Here is a 20,555-nt window from a genome sequence, read left to right as displayed (position 1 = left end):
GTAAAGGAAGTAATTCGTTGTAGCAAAGGGAGATGAATTAATGAATATTGCTAATAAAGTTATAATTTCATTTTGTATGCTTCTATTAATTATTATTTTATCAGCCTGTGAGCAAACTGAACAATCTCAAGAGAATATCATTATGCAAAATGAACAGTCCAAAGAGGATATAATTATGGAAAATGAACAACAAAATATATCTTATTCTTTTATAAATTCCAATACAGGACAGGAATTTAATATAATTCATGCTTACATGCTTTATGAAAACTATTTTGAAACAGTAAAGGATAATCCTAATGAATCACCATACGAATTATATCAACAAGGGATTATCGAACCTGTGTATGATGCGTGTTTTAAAGATGCGGAATATTATAAATTTAGTTTATTTCAATGGACACCGGAAGAAAGTGATTTTAATAGTATCAAGAATCAAATTGATTCATTGGATAAAGAACATATGAACAAGTTAATTGAGGAATCCCTTGTTAAATCCTCAGACATACTTTCATCAGATAAAATAACAACAGTATGTGTGTTTCCTGAAAATGAAAAATTTCCTTCTGACATGATAACATTTGGAACAGGAAAAATTACGGTCTTTCTCAGTGAGCTGAATAATTATTTTAAATTGAGTGAGCTTGATAATTATAATAAATCAGGTATTTCTCATGAATATCATCATAGTGTTTGGTTTGAAAAACATTATACAAAAGATTATTTCATGACAGTTTTAGATAATTTTATTGCGGAAGGGTCTGCCGTGATGTTTGAAACCTTAGTGTACCCCGATACAAACAGTATAGAATATGTGCTTGACGAAAGCTTTAACAAAGAATATTGGAGTAAGATTGAAACATATCTTGAGAGCAGTGGTAATAATGAGTTTATATTAGGTGGCTCTAATGGTTTGCCTGATTATTATGGCTATAGTGAAGGCTATAAAATGATTAGGTCTTACTTAAATTTGCATCCCGATGCGACAGTAGAGGAATGGACTTCCAAAAGTCCGAGAGAAATTTTTGAAGAAGGGGATTACATGGCTAATTACGAGTAGTTTTTTTATCAATGGTCTACAAAATTTAATGTGTCTTTTTCTACATGTTAGAAAAGGACTTTTTTGTTTTATATTCCCGTTACCCTTCTTTCACTAACCTGCTGCTTTAGTTCAATAAGAAAAAAGGCTTTACTCCTTCTTGAAGTAAAGCACCCGTTAGCTTAATGGGAGAGCACTATGATTATACTATTTTCTTGTTTTTAAATTTCAAAATACCAGACCATACTATGAATATAATAAAGGTATTAAATACTAATATTGAAACATCAAATAACATATTGTGTATTCCCAAATCAAATACTTGGAAAATCGATACCATTTCTTGACCTTTATATCGAATCCAATTAAATGGAACTCCAAAAATAAATGCAATTACTAAACAAACTAAAATCTTTTTATTCTTAGTCACAATATTCCCCCCTTTATGGTTTTCCTTCCCTTTATTTGAGTAACTCCTTTTTTAAACTACTTTGATGTCGTTCCAAGTATGCCTGCTTATTCAAATAAACTGCCCGTTAGTAAAAAACACCCTATGTCTATAATTCTATTAAATTGGCAATAATCCTTTTAATATTACTATTTTAGGGGGAATAGAATTGTTACTATCAAAAGCATGGTCCTCGTTTGAGGCTGATAAGCGAATAGAGGGCTTCTCGCAACAAACATTGAAGGCCTACCGTTTACAATCTTTGCTACTAATAGATTATTTTAAGGATATAGAGATTGAGTTACTGGACACAAATCAACTGAAGGAATATCTTGCGATATCCGGCAAGCATTTAAAACCTGCCAGTCTTGCACATCGTGTTCGTTTTATGAAGTCATTTTTTCGTTGGTCCCATGAAGAAGGATACTTGGGTAAGAATCCAACTTCCAAAATCAAAGAACCCAAAGTGGGAAAGCGGATACCAAAATATTTAACCGAACGGGAGATCGAACACCTTCGTGAATCCTGTCATTCCCCAATAGAAAAAGCAATTTTTGAATTCATGTTTTCTACCGGTTGTCGAATTGGCGAAATAGTTTCCTTAGAAAAGAACCATATTAATTGGTCCAATCAATCCGCGATCGTGAGAGGCAAGGGCGATAAGGAAAGGGAAGTTTATTTTAATACACGTTGTGATATATGGCTTAAACGCTATATGGAAAGCCGTAATGATAATAACTCTGCTATTTTTGTAACAGCCAGACAACCACACAAAATGAGCGTCGCCCAAATGCGATACATCATCAAGCGAATCTCCAATCGTGCGGAAATTAATAAAGAGATTCACCCACACCAACTTAGACATAGTTACGCAACTCATTTGATGAATAATGGAGCTCCTATTGAAGTCATACAAAGTCTTATGGGTCATGAGAAGAGTGAAACCACCAAGATCTATGCTCAGCTGAGTGGAAGGTTAAGGAAGGAGTATTATCAGAAGTACTTTTAATCGGAAAAGGAGCAACGTCTTAAAAGACGTTGCTCTCTTTGACTAAAGCACCCGTTAGTTGAATAAGTTCACCCCTTATTCGAGAAAACTGCCCCGTTTTAATCGTTTAAACACTGCCAACGATTGCATAAATGCAATAAATAAAACGCCTAATGAAATGGAAAGTAAGGATATATACTTCATAAATCCTTTTTCTTTCTTAAAGAAAGCACAGATACCCAGTACTAAGCCTGTTAGATAGATACCAAAGCCAATGAATATTCCCCACCAACCAAAAATATCAATATTAATCGGTGGGAATGCCATATACGCAACAAAAATTCCAACAACAATTAATATAATGGAAAACTTACTAAACTTTCTTTCCATGTTTTCATCCCCTTTTATTCTATCTATTTCTCCAAGCTATTTAGATTCCCCTTGTTCAACTAAACTGCCGCGTTAGTTTAAGTGTAACATTTCACAAAATAATGGGTACCTTATGAAAGATCAACCCTTACCTATAACATAGCCTTAAAAAAAAGACACCCTACTCATAGGATGTCTGTTAAATATTATATTTTAAAACGTAGCACCATTTCATTTAAGGATTGTACCGAACTAACCGCAAAAAGTCTTGCTCTCCAACAATTTCAATAGGAAGTCCTTGTTTAATCATGCCTTCTACCTTTTGCATTTTAGTACTTTTTATCCCCTGTATATATTTAGCTAAGTCATTATCTCCTACTACGAGGTAATTTGTTTGATAGTCTACAGTCCCCTTGCAAACTGCTCCACAATTTACTGCAAGTTGCGCAGCTTTTGATCTAGTCATAGATTGCATTCTTCCTGTGAAGACAATTTGAGCTCCGAAAAATGGATGCTTGGAATTTAACCCGGTATTAACTGGTTCTAAAAATTCAATTGCAATGTCAGCTTTACTTTTACGAGCTGGTGGTATTTGTTTCTTCGTTTGAATCGATGAATTTATTTTCACCTTATGTAGTTTTGCCAGTTGTTTAACTGTATTTGTTTGGGTGTTCTGCATCGCTTCTATTGTAATGATAGCAGCGGCACGAGCATCCTCTAGAGCATCATGATGTCTTAAGCTAATACCTAAATAGTTGGCTACAGTAGATAGCTTATGATTGTATAGCTGCGGCCAAACTTTTTTGGCAATGCGATAAGAGCATCCATATTCAAAAGCTGGTGAGGGCTCATGAAATTGACGTAAGGATTCCTGTAAAACTCCCATGTCGAAACTAGCATTATGAGCGATGATTAGTTGACCTTCAATCATATTTTTCATGTCTGGCCAAAATTCTTCAAAGGTTGGCGCATCATGTACCATGTATTCAGAAATTCCGTGAATTTTAGTATTATAATAATGAAATTCACTTAAAGGATTTATCAAGGATTGCACTTCTCTATATATTTTTCCATTCTTAACTTGCACGATTCCTACCGAACAAACACTGGAACGAAGGCTATTAGCTGTTTCAAAATCGATTGCTACAAAGTCCACTTTTAAGTCACCTCATTATATTAGATTGTCTCTCATTATCTCATAATAGAATACAAGTACAAAAGCGCAAGCGCCTATTAGAGAAATACAGTCTAAGGACGCGACCTCGTGTCGCAACGACTGCATCACCCACATCCTGTGGGCCTCCGAAAAGCGTTGGAAGAATTGCAACAAAGGAGCTCTTTGCCTTTATTCGCAAGACTGAAGCGTCTCAGGTGGGCTAGACGCTGGAGTCTGGAAAGAATCCATAGAGCAATTTTTATAAATTCCTTAACAAAGAAGAACCTCTCTGATTAGAGAGGTTCTATCTATTAGTTTACTAAACTTTAATATAGACGATTAGTTGGAGGGATATCATCTAGTTTCTTTTGATATTCCAATTTTTCTTCGTATTGATCATGAGAAAGTCTTTCTTCTTCCTCTTCTTCAACTGCTTCACTTCCATATGCTGCTGGACCTAAATTTGGATCAGCACCCGGAGACTGCATACCATATGATTTTTCTTCCATCGTTACACTTTCATCTATCGTCGGACGAGCATCTCTAACCTCTCTATCTTCCTGCATGGAGTGCCCAATATGATTCTCTTCTCTAGCTAGATACGGATCGGTTGCAAAAGTCTCCCCACGTTCAAAGCGATCCTGTGGTTCATCGAAACGTCCATCTGTTTCATTTACGAACTCATTAGTTGATGGTGTGAACCCTTGCTCTTTAGAATAATCACTTATTGGTTCTTCGTTTTCCATAAAACGATTTTGAACCATATCTGTTCCAATTGTATCTGTATACTCTTGTTCAAATTCATTTTCATGAGTACCATACAATGGTTCATCATTATGCGTAAGAGTATCCGTGTAGAGAACAATACTCCCCCTAGCAACCTCCTCCGCATAACTTGCTCTTTCTTCTTCCGTTAAATCTAATTTACGCAAGCCTTCTGCTATTGCATCCTCTCCAGTAAACCAAGATTTAAACTTGTCCATGAATGTTCCAGCCTCGTGTGTTGAAACGTCTGAATGGCGACTAAGTGCATTTAAATGTGCATTTTCTGTTGAAATTACATGTATATCGCTTTCTGCATAACCTTGATTTTGTAGGCCTTCCAATCTTTCATACATTTCTTCTTCCGTACGAGCAATTTCAATTCGTCTGTTTGATTCCATGTTCATGGTATTGCCTCCTCAAAATTTAGTCTTATTCCATACGTACCCCCCTTAAGATAACTCCTAAACACTATATGTCTATTATTAATATCTTTGTAATAAAAGAAGGTTCTATTAAAAGTAAAAGATGATTAACCGTTAATGAGTACCGAAAATGGGAAGATTGCTACTGGATTTTTATGTTAAAATAAATTTAAGATTGTGAAAGCAAAAAAAAAATCGAAATACGATTTGTGTAAGTAAAACGGATGATTTAGCAAAAGCCTGAATTAGAGATAAATACTAGGAATGGTGGTAAAAATGAAAACATTACCCTTAAAGGTGGGACTAATTCTCTTGAGTATCTTTCAAATCTTTACAATCTTGACTAGATGGGGCGAAGACACCCGTGGAACAATCATTGCTAGCTTAATTTTAGTTGGTTGTATATTTTTACTGATGACAGATGTGTATTTTAATATAGACAATCGAAATAACCATACAAAATAAAAAGAAGATTTTTCGTATTGTATAAAATGTACAATAGATTGCACTTCAACTGACTGCCGCTTTAGCAAACTAGACTGCCGGTAAATGCTGCTCTTAACTAATTTTTATACACAGTATCAACCGCTAACTTTAATAATGCCTATAAAAAAAACCTCGAGGAGCGATTTTCATCGGCTCTCGAGGTTTTTTCCTATTTTTTATCATTAAATTCCTGTGTATCTCCATCAGCAAACTCAATCTCTAACTCGAACTCGGTATACTCATCTACTCCAAAAGCTTTAGAAACCTTTTCAATTACTTCTTCCTTGCTCATATCTTTTGTTAAACTCAATTCTTTAAAGATTGGTTCAAGCTCTGCATAAGCCTCGTTACCTGAAAGGTTTTTGGACTCTAACTGATTCACGTATTCCGCTTCCGTGTCTGATACATCAATGTCAAAGGAAGCCTCAATTGCATCTTTTTGATCTGCAGTATCTATATCTAAATCAAATGACTGAAAACCAAATTCGCTTTGAGTTGTATCTTTGTCTGGTGCATCAGTTACTTCTTCCTTATCCCCACATGCTGCTAACAATAAGAAGGAAGACATAATTGCACTTCCAAGTAACGGGTACTTTCTTATTTTCATTTTAAAGAGCTCCCTCGAGTAATATTTTTCATTTTTATTATCACCATTGTTTAAGGATAATAAACAACTTCGGAATATATTATCCTGGGTATCGCTCTTCACTCGAAGATGTAGACTTCGTATTTCGTTTGTCTTTCTCATCCTTCACCTTTTCATTTAACTCTTCCACTGGTATAGGATCCACCGTCTTCATATCTTCATCGGCATCAAAAATACTTTCTTTTTCAGTTTTTAATAGATCAGGATTATCCATAATGCGTCCTGGGATATCTTGTTTCTCTTTATCTTCTGGATGCTTTTTCGTCATAACTATCTCTCCTCTTCTCGTTTTAATTTGTTTATCCCTTTTTTTGATTACTAAACATCGCCAAATCGTTTGTTTAAAATCTTCAAATGTGGGAAAACAATCGTTAACCAAAGAATTAGAGGAGGAAACTATTATGAATAGAAACAAGATGGCACTCACTGCATTAGGACTTGGAGCTGCATATTTAATGAGAAATAAAGAGTCACGTGATAAAATAACAAAGCAATTTGATAGTTTTACCAATACTCCTATTCGCGGAACGAAAACGGGAGATACATCCACTAACTCAGGTAAAAACAAAGGTATTTTAGGTGGACTATTTAATTAAATGAGCATAAGAAAAACCTGTTTCTAGCGTTTTCGAAGGGCTTTGAACAGTCATTTTGCTATGTGATTACCGATTAATTTTTAAAGATACTGGTTGGTTGTGACGTTTGTCAACAACCAACCAGTATCTTTTTTTGATAATCTTTATGGCTCCTCGCCCACGCGTCCACCTGTAACAGAAATCAGTAGTATCCTTCATTCTAAAAAAAGGGCTGTGCTTCTTAAACTTTAAGAAGCACAGCCCTTTTTAATTAATATTATTTTGCTGTGTAGTATTCAGTTAAATCATTATAGTACTTATTTAAAGAAGACGTTGAAACTTCAAAAGTCTCTGCGAGTTCTTTAATCGTCATATCCAAAGGTTCAAATAATCCATTTTCTTGACCAAATCGAATAGCCCCAGCAGCAATTGCAACTTCCTTACGTGCATTCGGCTGTTGCTCCACTAAATAATTCTCTATTATTTCTATAAACTTGCCATATTCACGATTGTTTTTCTCTAAGAAATCTATCGCTACCTGTAATACTCCGACTTCAAAGCGTGTATATTCTCCACCCTCGTAGCCATTTTCTCCAAGTAATTTCCATAAATTCGCTCCTGTTTCCTTTAGAAAGGCTGAAGCAGATAATGTCTCTTGTTTTTCAAATTGTTTTTCCATTTTATCAAAGACTACTTGATGATCAACTGGGAAGAAAACTAAGCTAGAAATTGCTAAATAATGATTTTCTTTGCTAGTGCCGTCTGGCAAGATGAAGCAGTATACATGAACTCCAATGGGTACGGGCTTATCGCTTTCTCTTCTAAGTAAAATGCTTTCTTTCGTTAGTATATGTTTTACCGTCATATAATGCTCGTCTACTTTTTCCACTTTCCCAACAAAAACCTGTGGATCGTTCCACTGACTCAATACATTTTGTGTAGAAGGTCGTACCATTAGTTTCTTTTGCTTTTCAAGATAGTTTAACCAGATTTCCTGCTTATAATGGAAAAAGAATTCATCCATTACGATAGCTTCCAACATTTCTAAATCTAAGTAATCACCTGTTTCCTTGCTCCAAGTACTTACTAAATCAGCGTATTCTTCCATGTCTTTTCGCTCGGGATAATATTCATAAAAAGATTGCAATATACGTTCTAGTTCTTCTGTTTTTACCTCTTCTATAGAATCATTCTGCTTTGACTCGCAGCACTTTTTGTATTTTTTCCCACTACCACATGGACAAGGATCATTTCGACCTACCATATATAACACTTCCTTCTCTTTTGGTAAGTGCTTATTTTAACATGAAAGTGAGTCAATTTCATAATTACTTATTTAAGAGAAACGATTTGAGGATTAAAGGTGAGTGCCACATCGTTTGGCAACGCCTTCGTGACCAACTTCGTGTTGACATGAGGAGATTGAAGCGGTGCCCGCGGAATGCGTTCGCCTAGAGCGGAAATCTCCGTTGTTCTGATTTCACTATGTAATATGCTTATACTAAATTGATTCAAGTTAGAAAAATTTAAGATTTAGTCAAAAATAGATAAAAATATACGGAACCATTTTATAAAATTTCAAAAAATAACAATCAAATCTTTGTCTAACTAAGATTTCCTCACGAAAATAGGGTATACTAAACATAGGAGTCTGTAAATGTTGAGGAGGTATGGAATATGTCAGTCGCTAGTGAAGCGTCTCAAGTGAACTTAGATTTTCTTATTAATGATTTAGGTCTCAAGCAAGTGTCGAATACAGCTTTGTTCCGTAAAGGAAATATTTTAGTTCTATCACCATCTGTTCAAAACAAATCGAATACGTTCGAGTTAGGGGAATCCCTAATGAAAAAGTACAATCCCGAAACAGACGAAGGTTATTTACTTATTCGTATTAAAGAAAAGTTTTTAATGGCTAAACTACACCCATTTCAACGCAAAATGATGACAAAGGACACAGAAAAGAGTACAAAAAGTAAACCTTCTTTTTGGAAATTCAATGTAATTGAGTCCATCATTCCCCGTATAGAAAATAGTGGTGACCGAGAGTTAACCTACAAAATTCAAGCCCCTACTAAGAAACAACTTATCACTTTTTTCAATAAAAATTAAAGGTGCTCAAGTACTTGGAAAGTTTAAGCCATGTACTTGAGTTTTTTTATTATCTCTTCCTGTTTAAATGGATTGAAATTAGCCATATTAAATAGAACGAATAAAGGGAAGGAGATTTGTATGGGGAGAGATAATAAGCAAGGACAAAGTAATAACAAGGATACACTACCTCAAACACCAAAAAATCTAAAAATCAAACCAAGCGATATCCGAGAGGAATTTGCAAAGGAATTTAAAGAATTAGAAAAAAATACACCAAAAGCAAAAAGAAAATAAGCTTCACGAGTAACCCACTTAAATCATCTTGAGTGGGTTTTCATGAAGCTTTAATCTCAATCTATTAAACTTCTAATGCCTCTTTTACATATAGCTTCACTTGCTCGGACGTTTGCATAGCCAGAGCCTTTTCAGCAAGCTGTTTCATTTCCAGTTGAGTCAGTTGGTTTATCTGATTTCTTGCTTTTAGCATAGAAGGCGCACTCATAGAGAACTCATCTAACCCTAAACCGATCAATAATGGAATAGCAATTGAATCTCCCGCCATTTCCCCACACATACCTGTCCACTTGCCTTCAGCATGCGCAGCATCGATGACCATTTTAACTAAGCGTAAAATAGATGGATGATAAGGTTGATATAAATAGGCAACTGATTCATTCATTCTATCTGCAGCCATTGTATACTGAATTAAATCATTTGTTCCTACACTGAAGAAGTCAACTTCTTTTGCAAATTGATCTGCCAGTATTGCAGTCGAAGGAATTTCTACCATAATACCAATTTCTATATGATCTGATACAAGTGTACCTTCCTGTTGAAGCTGGGCTTTTTCTTCTAGTAGTAATTGTTTTGCTTCTCTGAATTCCTCTAGCGTTGCAATCATTGGAAACATTATTTTGAGATTACCGAATTTACTTGCACGTAGTAAAGCACGAAGTTGAGTTCTGAAAATTGTTTGTTCCTCTAAGCAAAGTCGAATTGCTCGGAAACCAAGAAATGGATTCATTTCTTCTGGAAGATTTAAATATGGAAGCTGTTTGTCTCCTCCAATGTCCAGTGTTCGAACAACTACAGGCTTATCAGCCATTTGTTCAAGCACTTGCTTATATGCTTGAAACTGCTCTTCCTCTGTTGGTAAAGAATCTCGTTCCATATACAGAAACTCGGTACGATATAACCCTATTCCTTCTCCACCGTTTTCGAGTACGCTTTCTACGTCCTTTGGAGTTCCGATGTTTGCAGCAACTTCCACATGTATACCATCTAAAGTAATTGTTTGCTTATTTTTTAGCAATGCGAGTTCATTTTTCTCAGCAGCTTGTTCATTTCTTTTTTCAACGTAGCGTTCGATAACATCGTTAGGGGGATTTATAATTACTTCCCCATTATTACCATCCACAATGATTAAATCACCTTGTTTAATAGTCGAGGTAGCATTTTTGGTGCCAACAACCGCTGGGATCTCTAAAGAGCGAGCCATAATAGCAGAATGGGATGTGCGACCTCCCATATCCGTTGTAAACCCTTTAGCGAAGTCTCTATTTAGTTGAGCTGTGTCTGAAGGAGCTAAATCGTTGGAGATAATAATCACTTCTTCATCTATTAGTCCGATATTCGGGATTTCTACAGCTAAAAGTCTTGCAATCACTCGTTTAGTTACATCTCGGATATCAGCTGCTCGCTCTCGCATATACTCATTATCAAGCTGTTCGAACATGACAATTAATATATCGGCAGTTTCTTGCAAAGCTGCCTCTGCATTTACTGCTTCTTCATTTATTTTACCTTCTACAGAACCTAATAATTCAGGGTCACTTAGAACAAGCAAATGTGCATCAAAAATTGCAGCGTTTTCCGCCCCTAAGTCAAGTTCAGCGCGGTCGCGAATCTTTTGAAGCTCTACTTTAGCTGCATTTACAGCTTCATGAAATCGAGCAACTTCTTCTTCTTTATTTATTACAGTGCTTTTCGTGACAGTTAAATCGGGTTCAATCATTAGAAAGGCTTTACCAATGGCGATCCCACTGGATGCAGCAATTCCTTTTAAGTTTTCTGTCATGACTCAATAATCCCTTCTGATTTAAGGAAGCTTTCAATAGCCTCTAATGCTTCCTGCTGGTCTGTTCCCTCTGCGGATATAGAAATATCCCCTCCTTGTCCAACACCTAATGACATAACACCTAAAATCGATTTTAGATTAACTTTTTTCCCTTTATACTCCATGAAAATATCTGAAACATACTTGGAAGCAATTTGCACTAGCCCCGTTGCTGGTCTTGCGTGAATTCCTGATTCTGCTACTACTGTATACGTATGATTTGTCATAATAATCTACTCCTTTAAATTTGTTTTATTTATTCTTCTTTAATGCCATTTCATCATATTGCTTATGAATCATTTCAAATAGATCTGAACCCGGCTTTAAACTAGTAGTTTTTTCTATCGCAAATTGGATTCCTTTTTGTTCAATCATAGCTTGTATTTCATTTGCTTCTGGATCCTCAAGGAAGTCATAATGTAAAGCTGCTGCTATCCCTTTAGCTAAGTATAAAGGATTCTCGTTAAACATTTCTACATATTTTGTAGCTGGGCGGACAAGACGATCGTTATTTTTAAGCTTACGCATCGGTGAACGCCCTACTCTAGTTGTATCATCTGATATATATGGATTAGCAAAACGATTTATGATTTTTTGAACGTATTCAGCATGCGTTTTTTCATCAAACGAGTAGGTTGCAGTCAGGTATCTGCTAGTCTCCTTCAGAACCTGCTCAATCATTTCTCTTATTTCTATATTTGCAAGAGCTTCATGCAAACTGCGAATTCCGGCTAAATAACCAAAGTAAGCAACAACAGCATGCCCAGTATTTACAGTGAACAACTTACGTTCAATAAACGGCTCCAAATCCTGAACAAATGTAACTCCTTGTACTGATGGATTAGTTCCCTTTATCTCTGACTCATCTACAACCCACTCATAGAATGGTTCAACTGTTACTGCTAACTTATCGGCATTTGTTTGGTTTGGAACAATTCGGTCTACCGCTGCATTTGGAAAGCTAAAATTCGTGTCAAATTGGACCTTTTCGTCATTCGTTAGCTCTTCATATACCTTTTCCTTTAAGAATGTACTACCACCAATCATATTTTCACATGCAATGATCGTTAAAGGCTTTTTCGATTGTGTAAGCCGTTTTTTCAATCCTTTTGCTATTAAGCCTGCTATAAGTGGAAGTATATTTGGTCCTACTGCAGCAGTTACAATATCTGCGTTTGCTACCTCATCAATCACTAGATCGGGATCCTTTAGACTATTAATCGCATGAACATTTTCAACGATCAGCTCTTCCCCAGATGCTTCAGCAAGTTTTACGGTGTACTGGTTTTTCTCATTCAATAAATTAACGATTTCTGCATTCACATCTACAAAACAGGTTTTATATCCCGATTGATGCAACAATAAACCGATAAAACCTCTACCGATATTTCCTGCTCCAAAATGAACAGCATTCATATTAGTTCACTCCTTCAAAAAAGGAAAGAACATCCTTCGGTGAAGTTGCATTAACTATCTTTTCTACATTCTCTACTTCTGATACCGTAATTGCAATATTAGAAAGAATATCCAAGTGATCATTACCTTTACCGGCAATACCAAAAATCAGTTTCACTAAATTGCCATCTCCAAAATCTACACCATCCGGAACTTGAATAATAGTGATTCCTGATTCTTTCACTTCTTTTTTTGCATCATCTGTACCATGTGGAATTGCAACAAAGTTCCCCATAAACGTAGATGTCATCTCTTCTCTTTCTAGCATTTTTTCTATATAACCAGCCTCCACATATCCTTTGTCCACTAGAATCTGACCAGCTAAACGGATTGCCTCTTCCTTTGTTGCTAATTGTTGGCTTAGTAAAATATTTTCTTCTGTTAAAATTGGTAATGCCATTGTAAAACGCCTCCATTAATTTATATTATCTTTGATAAATACTTCAAATTCTTCTGCTAAAAATGAATGGATTTGAGATTCATCTCCTGTTTCAAATAATTGGATATTTTGTTCATTTTGAATTATTAAAGTACTGATCAAACTTAGTACTTCTAAACCTGCTTTTAGTAATGATTCGGGTGAAAGTAATACAAGTAGTGTGTCCACTTTCACGTCACTTCCATCCATTCCTTTTATCCAAATAGGCTGTTCGAGTTTGTGAATTGTGAACGAAGGTTTTTGGACATATTTGTTACGAGTATGATATAGCGCAAGTTTTGTTCCTGGAATACCAATACCACCACTTCTTTCCCTCTCCAACAGTGCTTCTACAACCATTTCCTTTTCTTCTATGACCAGCCTATCCTCCAACAGCACACAAATCTTTTGCATATATTGCTTAACTGTAGCTTGTTCTTTTAGCAAAGAAAGTCTAAAATTCTTTAAAACCTTTAGCATTACTCCTGAGTATTGATGTAGCTTTTCTATTTTTTCCGTTAATACATCTCCAGTTAGATGACTTTTCTTTACTAGTGGAGGTTTTTTTTGTATAAGCATTTTCCTTCTTGCATACAATTGAACTTGGTTAATCTCTTCTGTAGATAGAAATGGGTTAACCATAATGTATTCTCTGTTAAAATCCTGCAGATAAATTGTGGAGATAATGAGATCCCTATCTGTAATAGTAGTAGCAAGCTTATTTAGTTCGAATACGGAAATATTAGATACCTCTGATATCTCTTGAATTTCCCGCAATAATCGTGATGCGAGTAATTTAGAAGTTCCAATTCCGCTTGAACAAATAATATATGCCTTTAGGTCTCCTTTACCTAATACCCCAATTAAAGCAGATCCAAAATGCATAACCAAATAACCAATTTCTTCGTTTGGAACTATTAGCTTTGGAAAAACTTTTCGAGTGGCGGCCTTAACTTGGTCAAACAAATCCTTATAATTCGTTTGAATTTCCTCAAGTAATGGATTAACTATGCCCATATTTTGCTCTATACGATAGATTGCAGGCTTCAAATGGGTAACGAGTCCTTCAAGAAGGGATTCATTATCTGATAAATGGAAGCCAGTTTGCACTTCCATCTCCTGAATTAATTTCTTTGCAAGTCTATATAACTCTAAATTGGAAGCCTCAACTAACACTCCTTCTTGTTGACGAAGTTTGGCTCCTTGAAGATGCATCGTTATATAACCGACTTCTGCTTCAGGGATATCCACCTGAAAACGGTCCATCAGCATATTAATAATCTTTTTCGCAATAGGGTATTCTGGTTCAAGAGCTATCTGTTTTAAGTATGCTTCATCAATAGTAATGTTTTCACCCTGCAAAATACGCTCAATAGCCAAGGCAAGATGAACTATTAACCCTACATAAGCACTATCTGTCATCGACAAAGAGAAATCTGGATATAAATCCTTCATCGCCTCTTCAATCATTCCTAACTTTTCTCTATCTACAAGGTGCATTAGTCTTTCGGAGATGGGATCTTCATAATTGTTCGATTTTTGATGAATCTTTTCTTTAATTAATGAAAATAGGCCCTCTTCCTTCAAGGTTTTAGATATAGCGTAACTTATCGCTCTTCGTTTCGCATTTTCCGTTCCTGATAACTCAACCCCATACCCTCTTTTTTTCAAGATAGAAAGTTGGCCAGGCTGTAGCTGTTCCTCAAGTTTCATTAAATCAGTACTGACTGTTGAAATAGAAACTCCGAGATCCTTTGAAAGGGAGTAGAGCTTTACTGGTTCAGCAGATTCATACAAAATACATAGGATTAACGTTAACCTTTCTTCTTGGGTATATTCCCTCTGGGTGAACTTTTTAAGCTGCTGAACTAATTCTTTCTTTCTTTGTTCATTTCCTATAATCTGAACTCCAACTCCTGATTTTCTGATCAGTTCAAGCTGATAGGAATCTAAAATACTTTGAATATTATTTAGATCACGCTGTATAGTTCTCGAACTAACATCGATTTTTTTAGATAATTCTTTAATCGTTATTTCTTCCCGCTCTACGATTAGTGTCTCAATAATCATTTTTTCTCTGCTCGAAATAAACATCGTCAACACCTCATTCCTAACGATCCAAAATCATTGGCAAAACTCAGCCTATAAAATAGGCCGAGTTTCGGATGTGTCTTTATTTTTTTAATTGTTCAATTAGCTCGTCATATTTTGGGCTATTTAAGAAATTCTCTACAGAAATATGATGCGCATTTGGAACCTGATCTTTAGCTCGGCTCGTCAAATCCTTATGAGTAATGATTATTTCTGCATCTGTTGGAAGGTTGCTAATAGCAGTATTCGTTACAGATACATCAAGTCCTTCTTTTTTCATTTTATTTCTTAAAATAGATGCCCCCATAGCACTTGAGCCCATGCCTGCGTCACATGCGAATATAATATGTTGTACATTTGCAAGAGAAGCTTCTTGAATAGAATCACCAGTTGTTGTTGGTTTTATGAATTCAGTTGCTCTGCTTTCTTTCCCTTTAAGTGAAGAAGTTTTCTCCGTTGCTTTTATCAAATCATCTTCCGCTACTTCTTTAGATGTTTTAAGAATGATAGAAGCGATCAAGAAGGAAACTGCAGTAGCAACTACCACGGCTAATATTACTCCTACATGACTTCCTTTTGGTGTTAAAGCAAGTATCGAGAATATACTTCCAGGTGAAGGTGCTGCTACTAGACCTGCGTTGAATAATTGCAGTGTAAAGATACCAGAAGCTCCACCAGCAATAGCTGCTACAAGTAGAAATGGTTTCATCAAAATATAAGGGAAGTAAATTTCATGAATTCCACCTAGGAAATGAATAATTACTGCTCCAGGTGCAGTTTGTTTAGCTGCTCCTTTCCCAAAGAATATGAATGCAAGTAAAATACCAAGGCCAGGTCCCGGGTTTGACTCCAATAAGAACAGAATTGACTTACCTGCATCTGCAGCTTGCTCAATTCCTAAAGGTCCTAATATTCCATGATTAATAGCATTATTTAAGAATAGTACTTTAGCTGGTTCTATGAAAATACTTGCAAGTGGCAAGAGACCTGCATCAAATATGAATTGAACTCCAGCCGCAAGGAAATCTGTTAATGCGTTAACTGCTGGACCTATTAATTTGTATGCAACAAGTGTTAAAAAACCACCAATAATACCTGCTGAAAAGTTATTCACAAGCATTTCAAAACCAGCTTTTATTTTACCTTCTACTAGCTTATCAAATTGCTTGATAGCCCATCCACCTAATGGACCAACAATCATCGCTCCAAGGAACATTGGAATATCTGCTCCAACGATTACCCCCATTGTCACGGTAGCACCGACTACTCCACCTCGAATACCATGAACAAGTCTACCACCAGTAAAACCAATTAAGATTGGTAGTAAATAATTGATCATTGGACCGACTAGCTCTGCAAAATCCTCACGTGGCCACCATCCTGTTGGTATAAATAATGCTGTTATAAGACCCCATGCGATGAATGCACCGATGTTTGGCATAATCATCCCACTTAAAAAGCTACCAAAACGCTGTACTTTAACCTTGAACCCTGAACGTTCTTGTTGGTCTGTCGTCATTTTTCTTTCCCCCCTACTTGTTTTTTATTATTCTTGTTGATTATCATATTAAAGCGTTTACATTTCATATTCAACACTTTGTAAACGCTATCATGTCCTCTTTGTTCATGCCAAAATTGCACTTGATTGGTTGTCATATTTCTTAAATTACGAATTTCCCTTAGTATCTTTCTTTAATTTCCCTATTTATATTTTTTAAATCATGCATTTATCTTGATATGAAACTATTTTGGCGAAAGGACGTATTATAAACGAGGTGATAGTTATGGTAGATTCAAAAGATTGGTTGCAGTCTGAGCTTTTAAAAGTAGAGGCTTGGGAAAAGAATCAAGGTGACCTATGGTTTTGGGAAAAGCTAGGGCGATTGCCGTTTAAAATTATGGATAAATGGACTCCAAAGTTTTTTCAAACAAAAATGGGTTCGTTAATCGATGAACTTGGTCAATATATACAAACTGGCGGCAGCTATTTAAGCTCGACAACTAAAATCAAATCCTATTATCCAAACATGGGCACAGAAAATATAGACGATGTAAAAGGATTGGCTATTTCAACAATGGACAAGGCCGTTGAAGGAATTACTAAAAATAGAAAAAATATTGCTACTGTCCAAGGCGCCGGAACAGGTATTGGGGGCATCTTTACGTTATCGATTGATATTCCATTTTTGTTAGGTTTACAACTGAAAACGTTACAGGATATTGCCATTTGCTATGGTTATGATCCCAATGATAAGAAAGAGCGTTTGTTCATTATTAAATCGCTTCAATTTGTTTCTTCCGATATTGTGGGTAAACAAGTTATTTTGGCTCAGTTATCTAAGTTCGATAAACAAGATGAAGAGACAAAACGTGAGGTTTTATCTGAAATTCAAGGCTGGCGTGAGGTGGTATTAGCTTACCGAGACCAATTTGGTTGGAAAAAGCTATTTCAAATGGTTCCAATTGCAGGACTAATATTTGGTGCCTTTATTAATCGTTCCGCTATTAATGATATTGCAGAAGCTGGCATGATGCTTTATAGAAAGAGAAGAATTGTGGAAAGATTGAGTGAAAATAGCATTTATAACTTTCCAATAAAAAAAGACCTACTTTAACAACAAATAGGTCTCGCAATATAAGGAAGAGGATTCTTACAGTTCAAGGACTTGAGGCTCTTCTCCTTTTGTATTCATTAATCGCATTTGTGTCGGAGTGACTTTTAAAATTAATAGGTCTGGATCTTCGGGACCATCAAACCAGCCTTTCAAAGCCTTATTCCAAACTTTTTCTTTCATGGCTTCGTCATCTGATTCAATAACGGTTCCTTCTATTTCTAAAAAACTGTCCCCAAGTCCATGTCCATCATAGCCTAATAGGATATGTGTATTTGGATTTTGCTTCAGTTCTTCCGCTTTATGCGTTTTTTTACTTGTCGCTGTATAGAGTGTAAAGTTATCGTTAAAGAACGTCATATAACGAGAATGTGGTTTATTTCCCTGAACTGTTGCCATCGTACCAATCATATTCTTATCTAAGATTTTTAGCGCTTCCTCTTTTGCGGTCTTTGCCATGTATAACACTCTCCTTTTCATATATCCTCTTTCGTATTATTCCTTTGACTGCTCGTATTAAACATTTTACTTACCAAAATTTCAAAAATTGATTGGCACGACTTCTACCCTTTTCCAGTAATTCCTGTTTCGTTTCTTCACTCATATTAAACTGAGTAGCTCCATAATCCTCCACAGGTATAAATATAATGTTCTTTTCAATTTTCCTCGAAATGTATCGTTCATCATGTGCATTTTTCATAGTGGAAAATAATGCTTCAAATAAGTGTAAGCCGTTCGTTATTTTACGAGGCTCCATTTCTTCTGACTTGCTACTTAATTTTAAGCCTAAAACTGGCCTTTCTTTATTACCATTGTCAAAAATCCACATTGGAAAATTACTTAACACACCACCATCCACAATAATCGTATCAGCTGACGTAACCTTCAATTTGACTGGTTCAAAGAAAAAGGGAATTCCACAGCTCATACGGAGAGCTCGTGCAATTGGGAAACTTGCTGCTGATATTCCGTAACGCTCTAAGTCATCTGGAAGAACCATCATTTTACCGTTTGTAAGATCAGAAGCAACTAATTTCAGCGAACCTGGCTCAATATCTGAAAAAGTATATACCCCTTTTATGGCCAGTTTTTCTAAAAACCAATTTTCGAGCGCCTTTCCTTGATATAACCCTAAGCGAAAATAAAGATTAATCCATTTCATTAATGGCAATGGGAGGATTGTTTTGCGGGGATCTAAAAGGGTTAAAGTATCAAGTTCGTTTAATAATCCCTCTATTTCTTTACTCGTAAATCCAGCAGCAATAAAGCTAGCAAGAATAGCTCCTGCACTAGTTCCTGCTACTCGTTTAAATCGATATCCTTTTTCTTCTAGCACTTGATAGGCTCCTACTAACGCAAAGCCTTTTAGTCCACCTCCTGAAAAAACACCATCTATTAACAAGTGAACATCCCCTTTTTTCTAGCTGTTGTTACACTGTAAGAAAAAAAGGGCAGAAATAGAACTTCAAAATTTGGGAACACTAAAAAAAGCCCATTCCAAAACTTGTGCCGTCTTGTGAATGGGATACATATTGTTATTTTTCTCGTTTGTTCTTATTAGACTTGATTTCGTTATTTTTCTTTTTTTGATCATTATTGTTTTGCACATATACATCTAAATCATCTGGACTGACATCATATCCGAAACCAAATTCTTCACGGTCTAATGAATTACTCTTGTTTTTGTTGTTTTTCTGCGACATGAAATTTCACCTCCATGAAGAATAAGGTGTGTAAGTTCTTCGATATTATTCATCGGTTACTGAAGATTAACTTGAAGTAATTGAAATGCATCATGTAATTTATCTTTTGGTATGGAACTGTATTGATCCCCGACACTCACTTCAAAACTATAGCTAGATTGGTTAGTTTCTCTAAGATAGCTAGTCAAGCCTACACTTGTTTTGTTGTATATTTCTTTGAGTACAGCTTCTACCTGATCTTTGGTTCGGTTTATATGTACATGAAACATGTTAGATACGGGAACAACTGGTTTAGTTTGGATGAAGGGACATGAATTGAATAGTGCCGCTAATTCTTTTGCACTTTCATAATATTGGTCCATTTTTGAAATTCTCTTATCAAAATAATAATTCGCACTTATGATGTACGGATAAAGGCTTATTAAATCTCCACCGTGTCGACGCTTCCAGACTTTCGATTGTTGTGTAAACTCTTTGTTCCCCGCAAGAATAGCACCAGCTAATCCACTAAGTCCTTTATAAAAGGATATATATACACTATCAAATAGACCACAAACCTCTGCTGCCGATTTCTGGTAGTATGGAAGAATTTCAAAAAGTCTTGCTCCGTCTAAATGCAATCTGATACCGTTTGCTTTACAATACTCCGAGATTTCTACAATCATTTTGTAGTCCGGGAGCTGTCCACCAATTTCTCGCTGAGGCAGTTCTAGTAACAAACAGGCTATTTCTTGATCTAAATTTAGGACATCCTCTAATCCTATTAAGCCTGTTTCTTCACCAAGTAAAACTGTATCTATATGATGCAATTCCTTTAACCCATCCTCTTCATGAATTTCTAGATGGCTTAATGGATGGTATGCGACTTTCTTCACCTCTTTTTCGTCGCACCAAATTCGTAAGGCTATTTGTTGAGCCATTGTACCACTGGGGAAGAATACAGCAGACTCCTTCCCTAAATAAGTAGCCATCTTCACTTGAAATGCCTCAATAACTTCCCCATTTCCGTATATATCACTTTCTTGCTCTCCCTCTATCTTTTCAAAGGCATCTTTTAGAACTTGAATATTTCTTTTTCCATTTCCAGCTATTTGATATTGCGTTTGTTTATATGCTTCAATTAAAGAAATACTTTCAATCATATCCTTTTCCTCCCGTAATTTAGGAATTTTCTT

Annotated in this window: 24 protein-coding genes; 7 read left to right on the top strand and 17 right to left on the bottom strand. The window is 35.8% G+C overall.

The window, feature by feature from the left end; translation table 11 throughout:
- The first annotated feature begins 40 nt into the window (after nucleotides 1–40).
- Nucleotides 41–1,060 (top strand): DUF2268 domain-containing putative Zn-dependent protease, encoded by a 1,020-nt coding sequence (locus ACIQX2_RS06655; RefSeq protein WP_402847848.1) that lies wholly within the window; start codon nucleotides 41–43, stop codon nucleotides 1,058–1,060.
- A 181-nt stretch (nucleotides 1,061–1,241) separates the two neighbouring features.
- Here ACIQX2_RS06655 and ACIQX2_RS06650 read toward each other — a convergent pair whose 3' ends face one another.
- Nucleotides 1,242–1,469 (bottom strand): hypothetical protein, encoded by a 228-nt coding sequence (locus ACIQX2_RS06650; protein ID WP_402847847.1) that lies wholly within the window; start codon nucleotides 1,467–1,469, stop codon nucleotides 1,242–1,244.
- A 187-nt stretch (nucleotides 1,470–1,656) separates the two neighbouring features.
- Between ACIQX2_RS06650 and xerA the strand changes: the two genes are divergently transcribed.
- Entirely contained in the window at nucleotides 1,657–2,496 is an 840-nt protein-coding gene (gene xerA / locus ACIQX2_RS06645; protein ID WP_402847846.1) for a site-specific tyrosine recombinase/integron integrase, read from the top strand.
- Between the two features lie 75 nt (nucleotides 2,497–2,571).
- Here the strand turns inward: xerA and ACIQX2_RS06640 are convergent, their stop codons facing one another.
- The 3 genes from ACIQX2_RS06640 to ACIQX2_RS06630 all read right to left on the bottom strand — a co-directional run bounded on the left by ACIQX2_RS06640 (nucleotide 2,572) and on the right by ACIQX2_RS06630 (nucleotide 5,169).
- On the bottom strand, nucleotides 2,572–2,865 hold the full coding sequence (locus tag ACIQX2_RS06640) for a hypothetical protein (RefSeq protein ID WP_402847845.1): 294 nt from the start codon (nucleotides 2,863–2,865) through the stop codon (nucleotides 2,572–2,574).
- 214 nt (nucleotides 2,866–3,079) lie between these two features.
- Nucleotides 3,080–4,000 carry an exonuclease domain-containing protein gene (locus ACIQX2_RS06635; RefSeq protein WP_402847844.1) on the bottom strand — a complete coding sequence of 307 codons (921 nt, stop codon included), beginning with the start codon at nucleotides 3,998–4,000 and terminating at the stop codon, nucleotides 3,080–3,082.
- Between the two features lie 326 nt (nucleotides 4,001–4,326).
- Entirely contained in the window at nucleotides 4,327–5,169 is an 843-nt protein-coding gene (locus ACIQX2_RS06630; protein WP_402847843.1) for a YflT domain-containing protein, read from the bottom strand.
- A gap of 330 nt (nucleotides 5,170–5,499) precedes the next feature.
- On the opposite strand from ACIQX2_RS06630, the gene ACIQX2_RS06625 reads away from it, so the two are divergent.
- Nucleotides 5,500–5,652, top strand: coding sequence for a hypothetical protein (locus tag ACIQX2_RS06625; RefSeq protein ID WP_402847842.1), 153 nt, complete (start codon nucleotides 5,500–5,502; stop codon nucleotides 5,650–5,652).
- A gap of 190 nt (nucleotides 5,653–5,842) precedes the next feature.
- Here the strand turns inward: ACIQX2_RS06625 and ACIQX2_RS06620 are convergent, their stop codons facing one another.
- Nucleotides 5,843–6,280, bottom strand: a complete 438-nt coding sequence (locus ACIQX2_RS06620; protein ID WP_402847841.1) for a YusW family protein — start codon at nucleotides 6,278–6,280, stop codon at nucleotides 5,843–5,845.
- A 79-nt stretch (nucleotides 6,281–6,359) separates the two neighbouring features.
- Entirely contained in the window at nucleotides 6,360–6,587 is a 228-nt protein-coding gene (locus ACIQX2_RS06615; RefSeq protein ID WP_402847840.1) for a hypothetical protein, read from the bottom strand.
- A 133-nt stretch (nucleotides 6,588–6,720) separates the two neighbouring features.
- On the opposite strand from ACIQX2_RS06615, the gene ACIQX2_RS06610 reads away from it, so the two are divergent.
- Complete coding sequence (locus tag ACIQX2_RS06610; RefSeq protein WP_402847839.1) at nucleotides 6,721–6,915, top strand: hypothetical protein; 195 nt, start codon at nucleotides 6,721–6,723, stop codon at nucleotides 6,913–6,915.
- A 256-nt stretch (nucleotides 6,916–7,171) separates the two neighbouring features.
- On the opposite strand, the gene ACIQX2_RS06605 is transcribed toward ACIQX2_RS06610, so the two are convergent.
- Complete coding sequence (locus ACIQX2_RS06605; RefSeq protein ID WP_402847838.1) at nucleotides 7,172–8,158, bottom strand: YecA family protein; 987 nt, start codon at nucleotides 8,156–8,158, stop codon at nucleotides 7,172–7,174.
- A gap of 413 nt (nucleotides 8,159–8,571) precedes the next feature.
- Between ACIQX2_RS06605 and ACIQX2_RS06600 the strand changes: the two genes are divergently transcribed.
- Both ACIQX2_RS06600 and ACIQX2_RS06595 read left to right on the top strand, forming a co-directional pair.
- Nucleotides 8,572–9,003 carry a hypothetical protein gene (locus ACIQX2_RS06600; RefSeq protein ID WP_402847837.1) on the top strand — a complete coding sequence of 144 codons (432 nt, stop codon included), beginning with the start codon at nucleotides 8,572–8,574 and terminating at the stop codon, nucleotides 9,001–9,003.
- 120 nt (nucleotides 9,004–9,123) lie between these two features.
- Entirely contained in the window at nucleotides 9,124–9,279 is a 156-nt protein-coding gene (locus ACIQX2_RS06595; RefSeq protein ID WP_402847836.1) for a YfhD family protein, read from the top strand.
- 64 nt (nucleotides 9,280–9,343) lie between these two features.
- Here the strand turns inward: ACIQX2_RS06595 and ptsP are convergent, their stop codons facing one another.
- From ptsP to ACIQX2_RS06565, 6 genes are all read right to left on the bottom strand, one after another.
- A complete protein-coding gene (gene ptsP, locus ACIQX2_RS06590) occupies nucleotides 9,344–11,062 on the bottom strand; it encodes a phosphoenolpyruvate--protein phosphotransferase (protein ID WP_402847835.1) in 1,719 nt (572 codons plus the stop codon).
- The gene (locus ACIQX2_RS06585; protein WP_402847834.1) at nucleotides 11,059–11,328 is read right to left on the bottom strand and encodes a phosphocarrier protein HPr; all 270 of its coding nucleotides are present in this window, start codon (nucleotides 11,326–11,328) and stop codon (nucleotides 11,059–11,061) included. The genes ptsP and ACIQX2_RS06585 overlap by 4 nt, the downstream gene beginning before the upstream one ends.
- A 25-nt stretch (nucleotides 11,329–11,353) precedes the next feature.
- Nucleotides 11,354–12,517, bottom strand: a complete 1,164-nt coding sequence (locus ACIQX2_RS06580) for a mannitol-1-phosphate 5-dehydrogenase (protein WP_402847833.1) — start codon at nucleotides 12,515–12,517, stop codon at nucleotides 11,354–11,356.
- Between the two features lies 1 nt (nucleotide 12,518).
- Nucleotides 12,519–12,956: a PTS mannitol transporter subunit IIA gene (locus ACIQX2_RS06575; RefSeq protein ID WP_402847832.1), complete on the bottom strand. Its 438-nt coding sequence runs from the start codon at nucleotides 12,954–12,956 to the stop codon at nucleotides 12,519–12,521.
- Between the two features lie 15 nt (nucleotides 12,957–12,971).
- Entirely contained in the window at nucleotides 12,972–15,077 is a 2,106-nt protein-coding gene (locus ACIQX2_RS06570; RefSeq protein ID WP_402847831.1) for a BglG family transcription antiterminator, read from the bottom strand.
- A gap of 70 nt (nucleotides 15,078–15,147) precedes the next feature.
- A complete protein-coding gene (locus ACIQX2_RS06565) occupies nucleotides 15,148–16,584 on the bottom strand; it encodes a PTS mannitol transporter subunit IIBC (RefSeq protein ID WP_402847830.1) in 1,437 nt (478 codons plus the stop codon).
- Nucleotides 16,585–16,849: 265 nt separating this feature from the next.
- On the opposite strand from ACIQX2_RS06565, the gene ACIQX2_RS06560 reads away from it, so the two are divergent.
- Nucleotides 16,850–17,680 carry an EcsC family protein gene (locus ACIQX2_RS06560; RefSeq protein ID WP_402847829.1) on the top strand — a complete coding sequence of 277 codons (831 nt, stop codon included), beginning with the start codon at nucleotides 16,850–16,852 and terminating at the stop codon, nucleotides 17,678–17,680.
- 36 nt (nucleotides 17,681–17,716) lie between these two features.
- Here the strand turns inward: ACIQX2_RS06560 and ACIQX2_RS06555 are convergent, their stop codons facing one another.
- From ACIQX2_RS06555 to ACIQX2_RS06540, 4 genes are all read right to left on the bottom strand, one after another.
- Complete coding sequence (locus tag ACIQX2_RS06555; RefSeq protein WP_402847828.1) at nucleotides 17,717–18,136, bottom strand: pyridoxamine 5'-phosphate oxidase family protein; 420 nt, start codon at nucleotides 18,134–18,136, stop codon at nucleotides 17,717–17,719.
- 70 nt (nucleotides 18,137–18,206) lie between these two features.
- Entirely contained in the window at nucleotides 18,207–19,079 is an 873-nt protein-coding gene (locus tag ACIQX2_RS06550) for a patatin-like phospholipase family protein (protein ID WP_402847827.1), read from the bottom strand.
- 133 nt (nucleotides 19,080–19,212) lie between these two features.
- Nucleotides 19,213–19,380 carry a hypothetical protein gene (locus tag ACIQX2_RS06545; protein WP_402847826.1) on the bottom strand — a complete coding sequence of 56 codons (168 nt, stop codon included), beginning with the start codon at nucleotides 19,378–19,380 and terminating at the stop codon, nucleotides 19,213–19,215.
- Between the two features lie 56 nt (nucleotides 19,381–19,436).
- A complete protein-coding gene (locus ACIQX2_RS06540; protein ID WP_402847825.1) occupies nucleotides 19,437–20,522 on the bottom strand; it encodes a threonine aldolase family protein in 1,086 nt (361 codons plus the stop codon).
- Nucleotides 20,523–20,555 lie beyond the last annotated feature (33 nt).

It is taken from the genome of Psychrobacillus sp. NPDC096623 (assembly GCF_044762655.1).
Lineage (GTDB): Bacteria > Bacillota > Bacilli > Bacillales_A > Planococcaceae > Psychrobacillus.
This window is presented reverse-complemented; position numbering and strand designations above follow the sequence as displayed.

Excerpts from the sequence above, each read along its gene's own strand:
- ACIQX2_RS06655 (WP_402847848.1), top strand. The coding sequence starts at position 41 with ATGAATATTGCTAATAAAGTTATAATTTCATTTTGTATGCTTCTATTA.
- ACIQX2_RS06640 (WP_402847845.1), bottom strand. The coding sequence starts at position 2,865 with ATGGAAAGAAAGTTTAGTAAGTTTTCCATTATATTAATTGTTGTTGGA.
- ACIQX2_RS06630 (WP_402847843.1), bottom strand. The coding sequence starts at position 5,169 with ATGAACATGGAATCAAACAGACGAATTGAAATTGCTCGTACGGAAGAA.
- ACIQX2_RS06620 (WP_402847841.1), bottom strand. The coding sequence starts at position 6,280 with ATGAAAATAAGAAAGTACCCGTTACTTGGAAGTGCAATTATGTCTTCC.
- ACIQX2_RS06615 (WP_402847840.1), bottom strand. The coding sequence starts at position 6,587 with ATGACGAAAAAGCATCCAGAAGATAAAGAGAAACAAGATATCCCAGGA.
- ACIQX2_RS06610 (WP_402847839.1), top strand. The coding sequence starts at position 6,721 with ATGAATAGAAACAAGATGGCACTCACTGCATTAGGACTTGGAGCTGCA.
- ACIQX2_RS06605 (WP_402847838.1), bottom strand. The coding sequence starts at position 8,158 with ATGGTAGGTCGAAATGATCCTTGTCCATGTGGTAGTGGGAAAAAATAC.
- ACIQX2_RS06600 (WP_402847837.1), top strand. The coding sequence starts at position 8,572 with ATGTCAGTCGCTAGTGAAGCGTCTCAAGTGAACTTAGATTTTCTTATT.
- ACIQX2_RS06595 (WP_402847836.1), top strand. The coding sequence starts at position 9,124 with ATGGGGAGAGATAATAAGCAAGGACAAAGTAATAACAAGGATACACTA.
- ptsP (WP_402847835.1), bottom strand. The coding sequence starts at position 11,062 with ATGACAGAAAACTTAAAAGGAATTGCTGCATCCAGTGGGATCGCCATT.
- ACIQX2_RS06585 (WP_402847834.1), bottom strand. The coding sequence starts at position 11,328 with ATGACAAATCATACGTATACAGTAGTAGCAGAATCAGGAATTCACGCA.
- ACIQX2_RS06580 (WP_402847833.1), bottom strand. The coding sequence starts at position 12,517 with ATGAATGCTGTTCATTTTGGAGCAGGAAATATCGGTAGAGGTTTTATC.
- ACIQX2_RS06575 (WP_402847832.1), bottom strand. The coding sequence starts at position 12,956 with ATGGCATTACCAATTTTAACAGAAGAAAATATTTTACTAAGCCAACAA.
- ACIQX2_RS06565 (WP_402847830.1), bottom strand. The coding sequence starts at position 16,584 with ATGACGACAGACCAACAAGAACGTTCAGGGTTCAAGGTTAAAGTACAG.
- ACIQX2_RS06560 (WP_402847829.1), top strand. The coding sequence starts at position 16,850 with ATGGTAGATTCAAAAGATTGGTTGCAGTCTGAGCTTTTAAAAGTAGAG.
- ACIQX2_RS06555 (WP_402847828.1), bottom strand. The coding sequence starts at position 18,136 with ATGGCAAAGACCGCAAAAGAGGAAGCGCTAAAAATCTTAGATAAGAAT.
- ACIQX2_RS06545 (WP_402847826.1), bottom strand. The coding sequence starts at position 19,380 with ATGTCGCAGAAAAACAACAAAAACAAGAGTAATTCATTAGACCGTGAA.
- ACIQX2_RS06540 (WP_402847825.1), bottom strand. The coding sequence starts at position 20,522 with ATGATTGAAAGTATTTCTTTAATTGAAGCATATAAACAAACGCAATAT.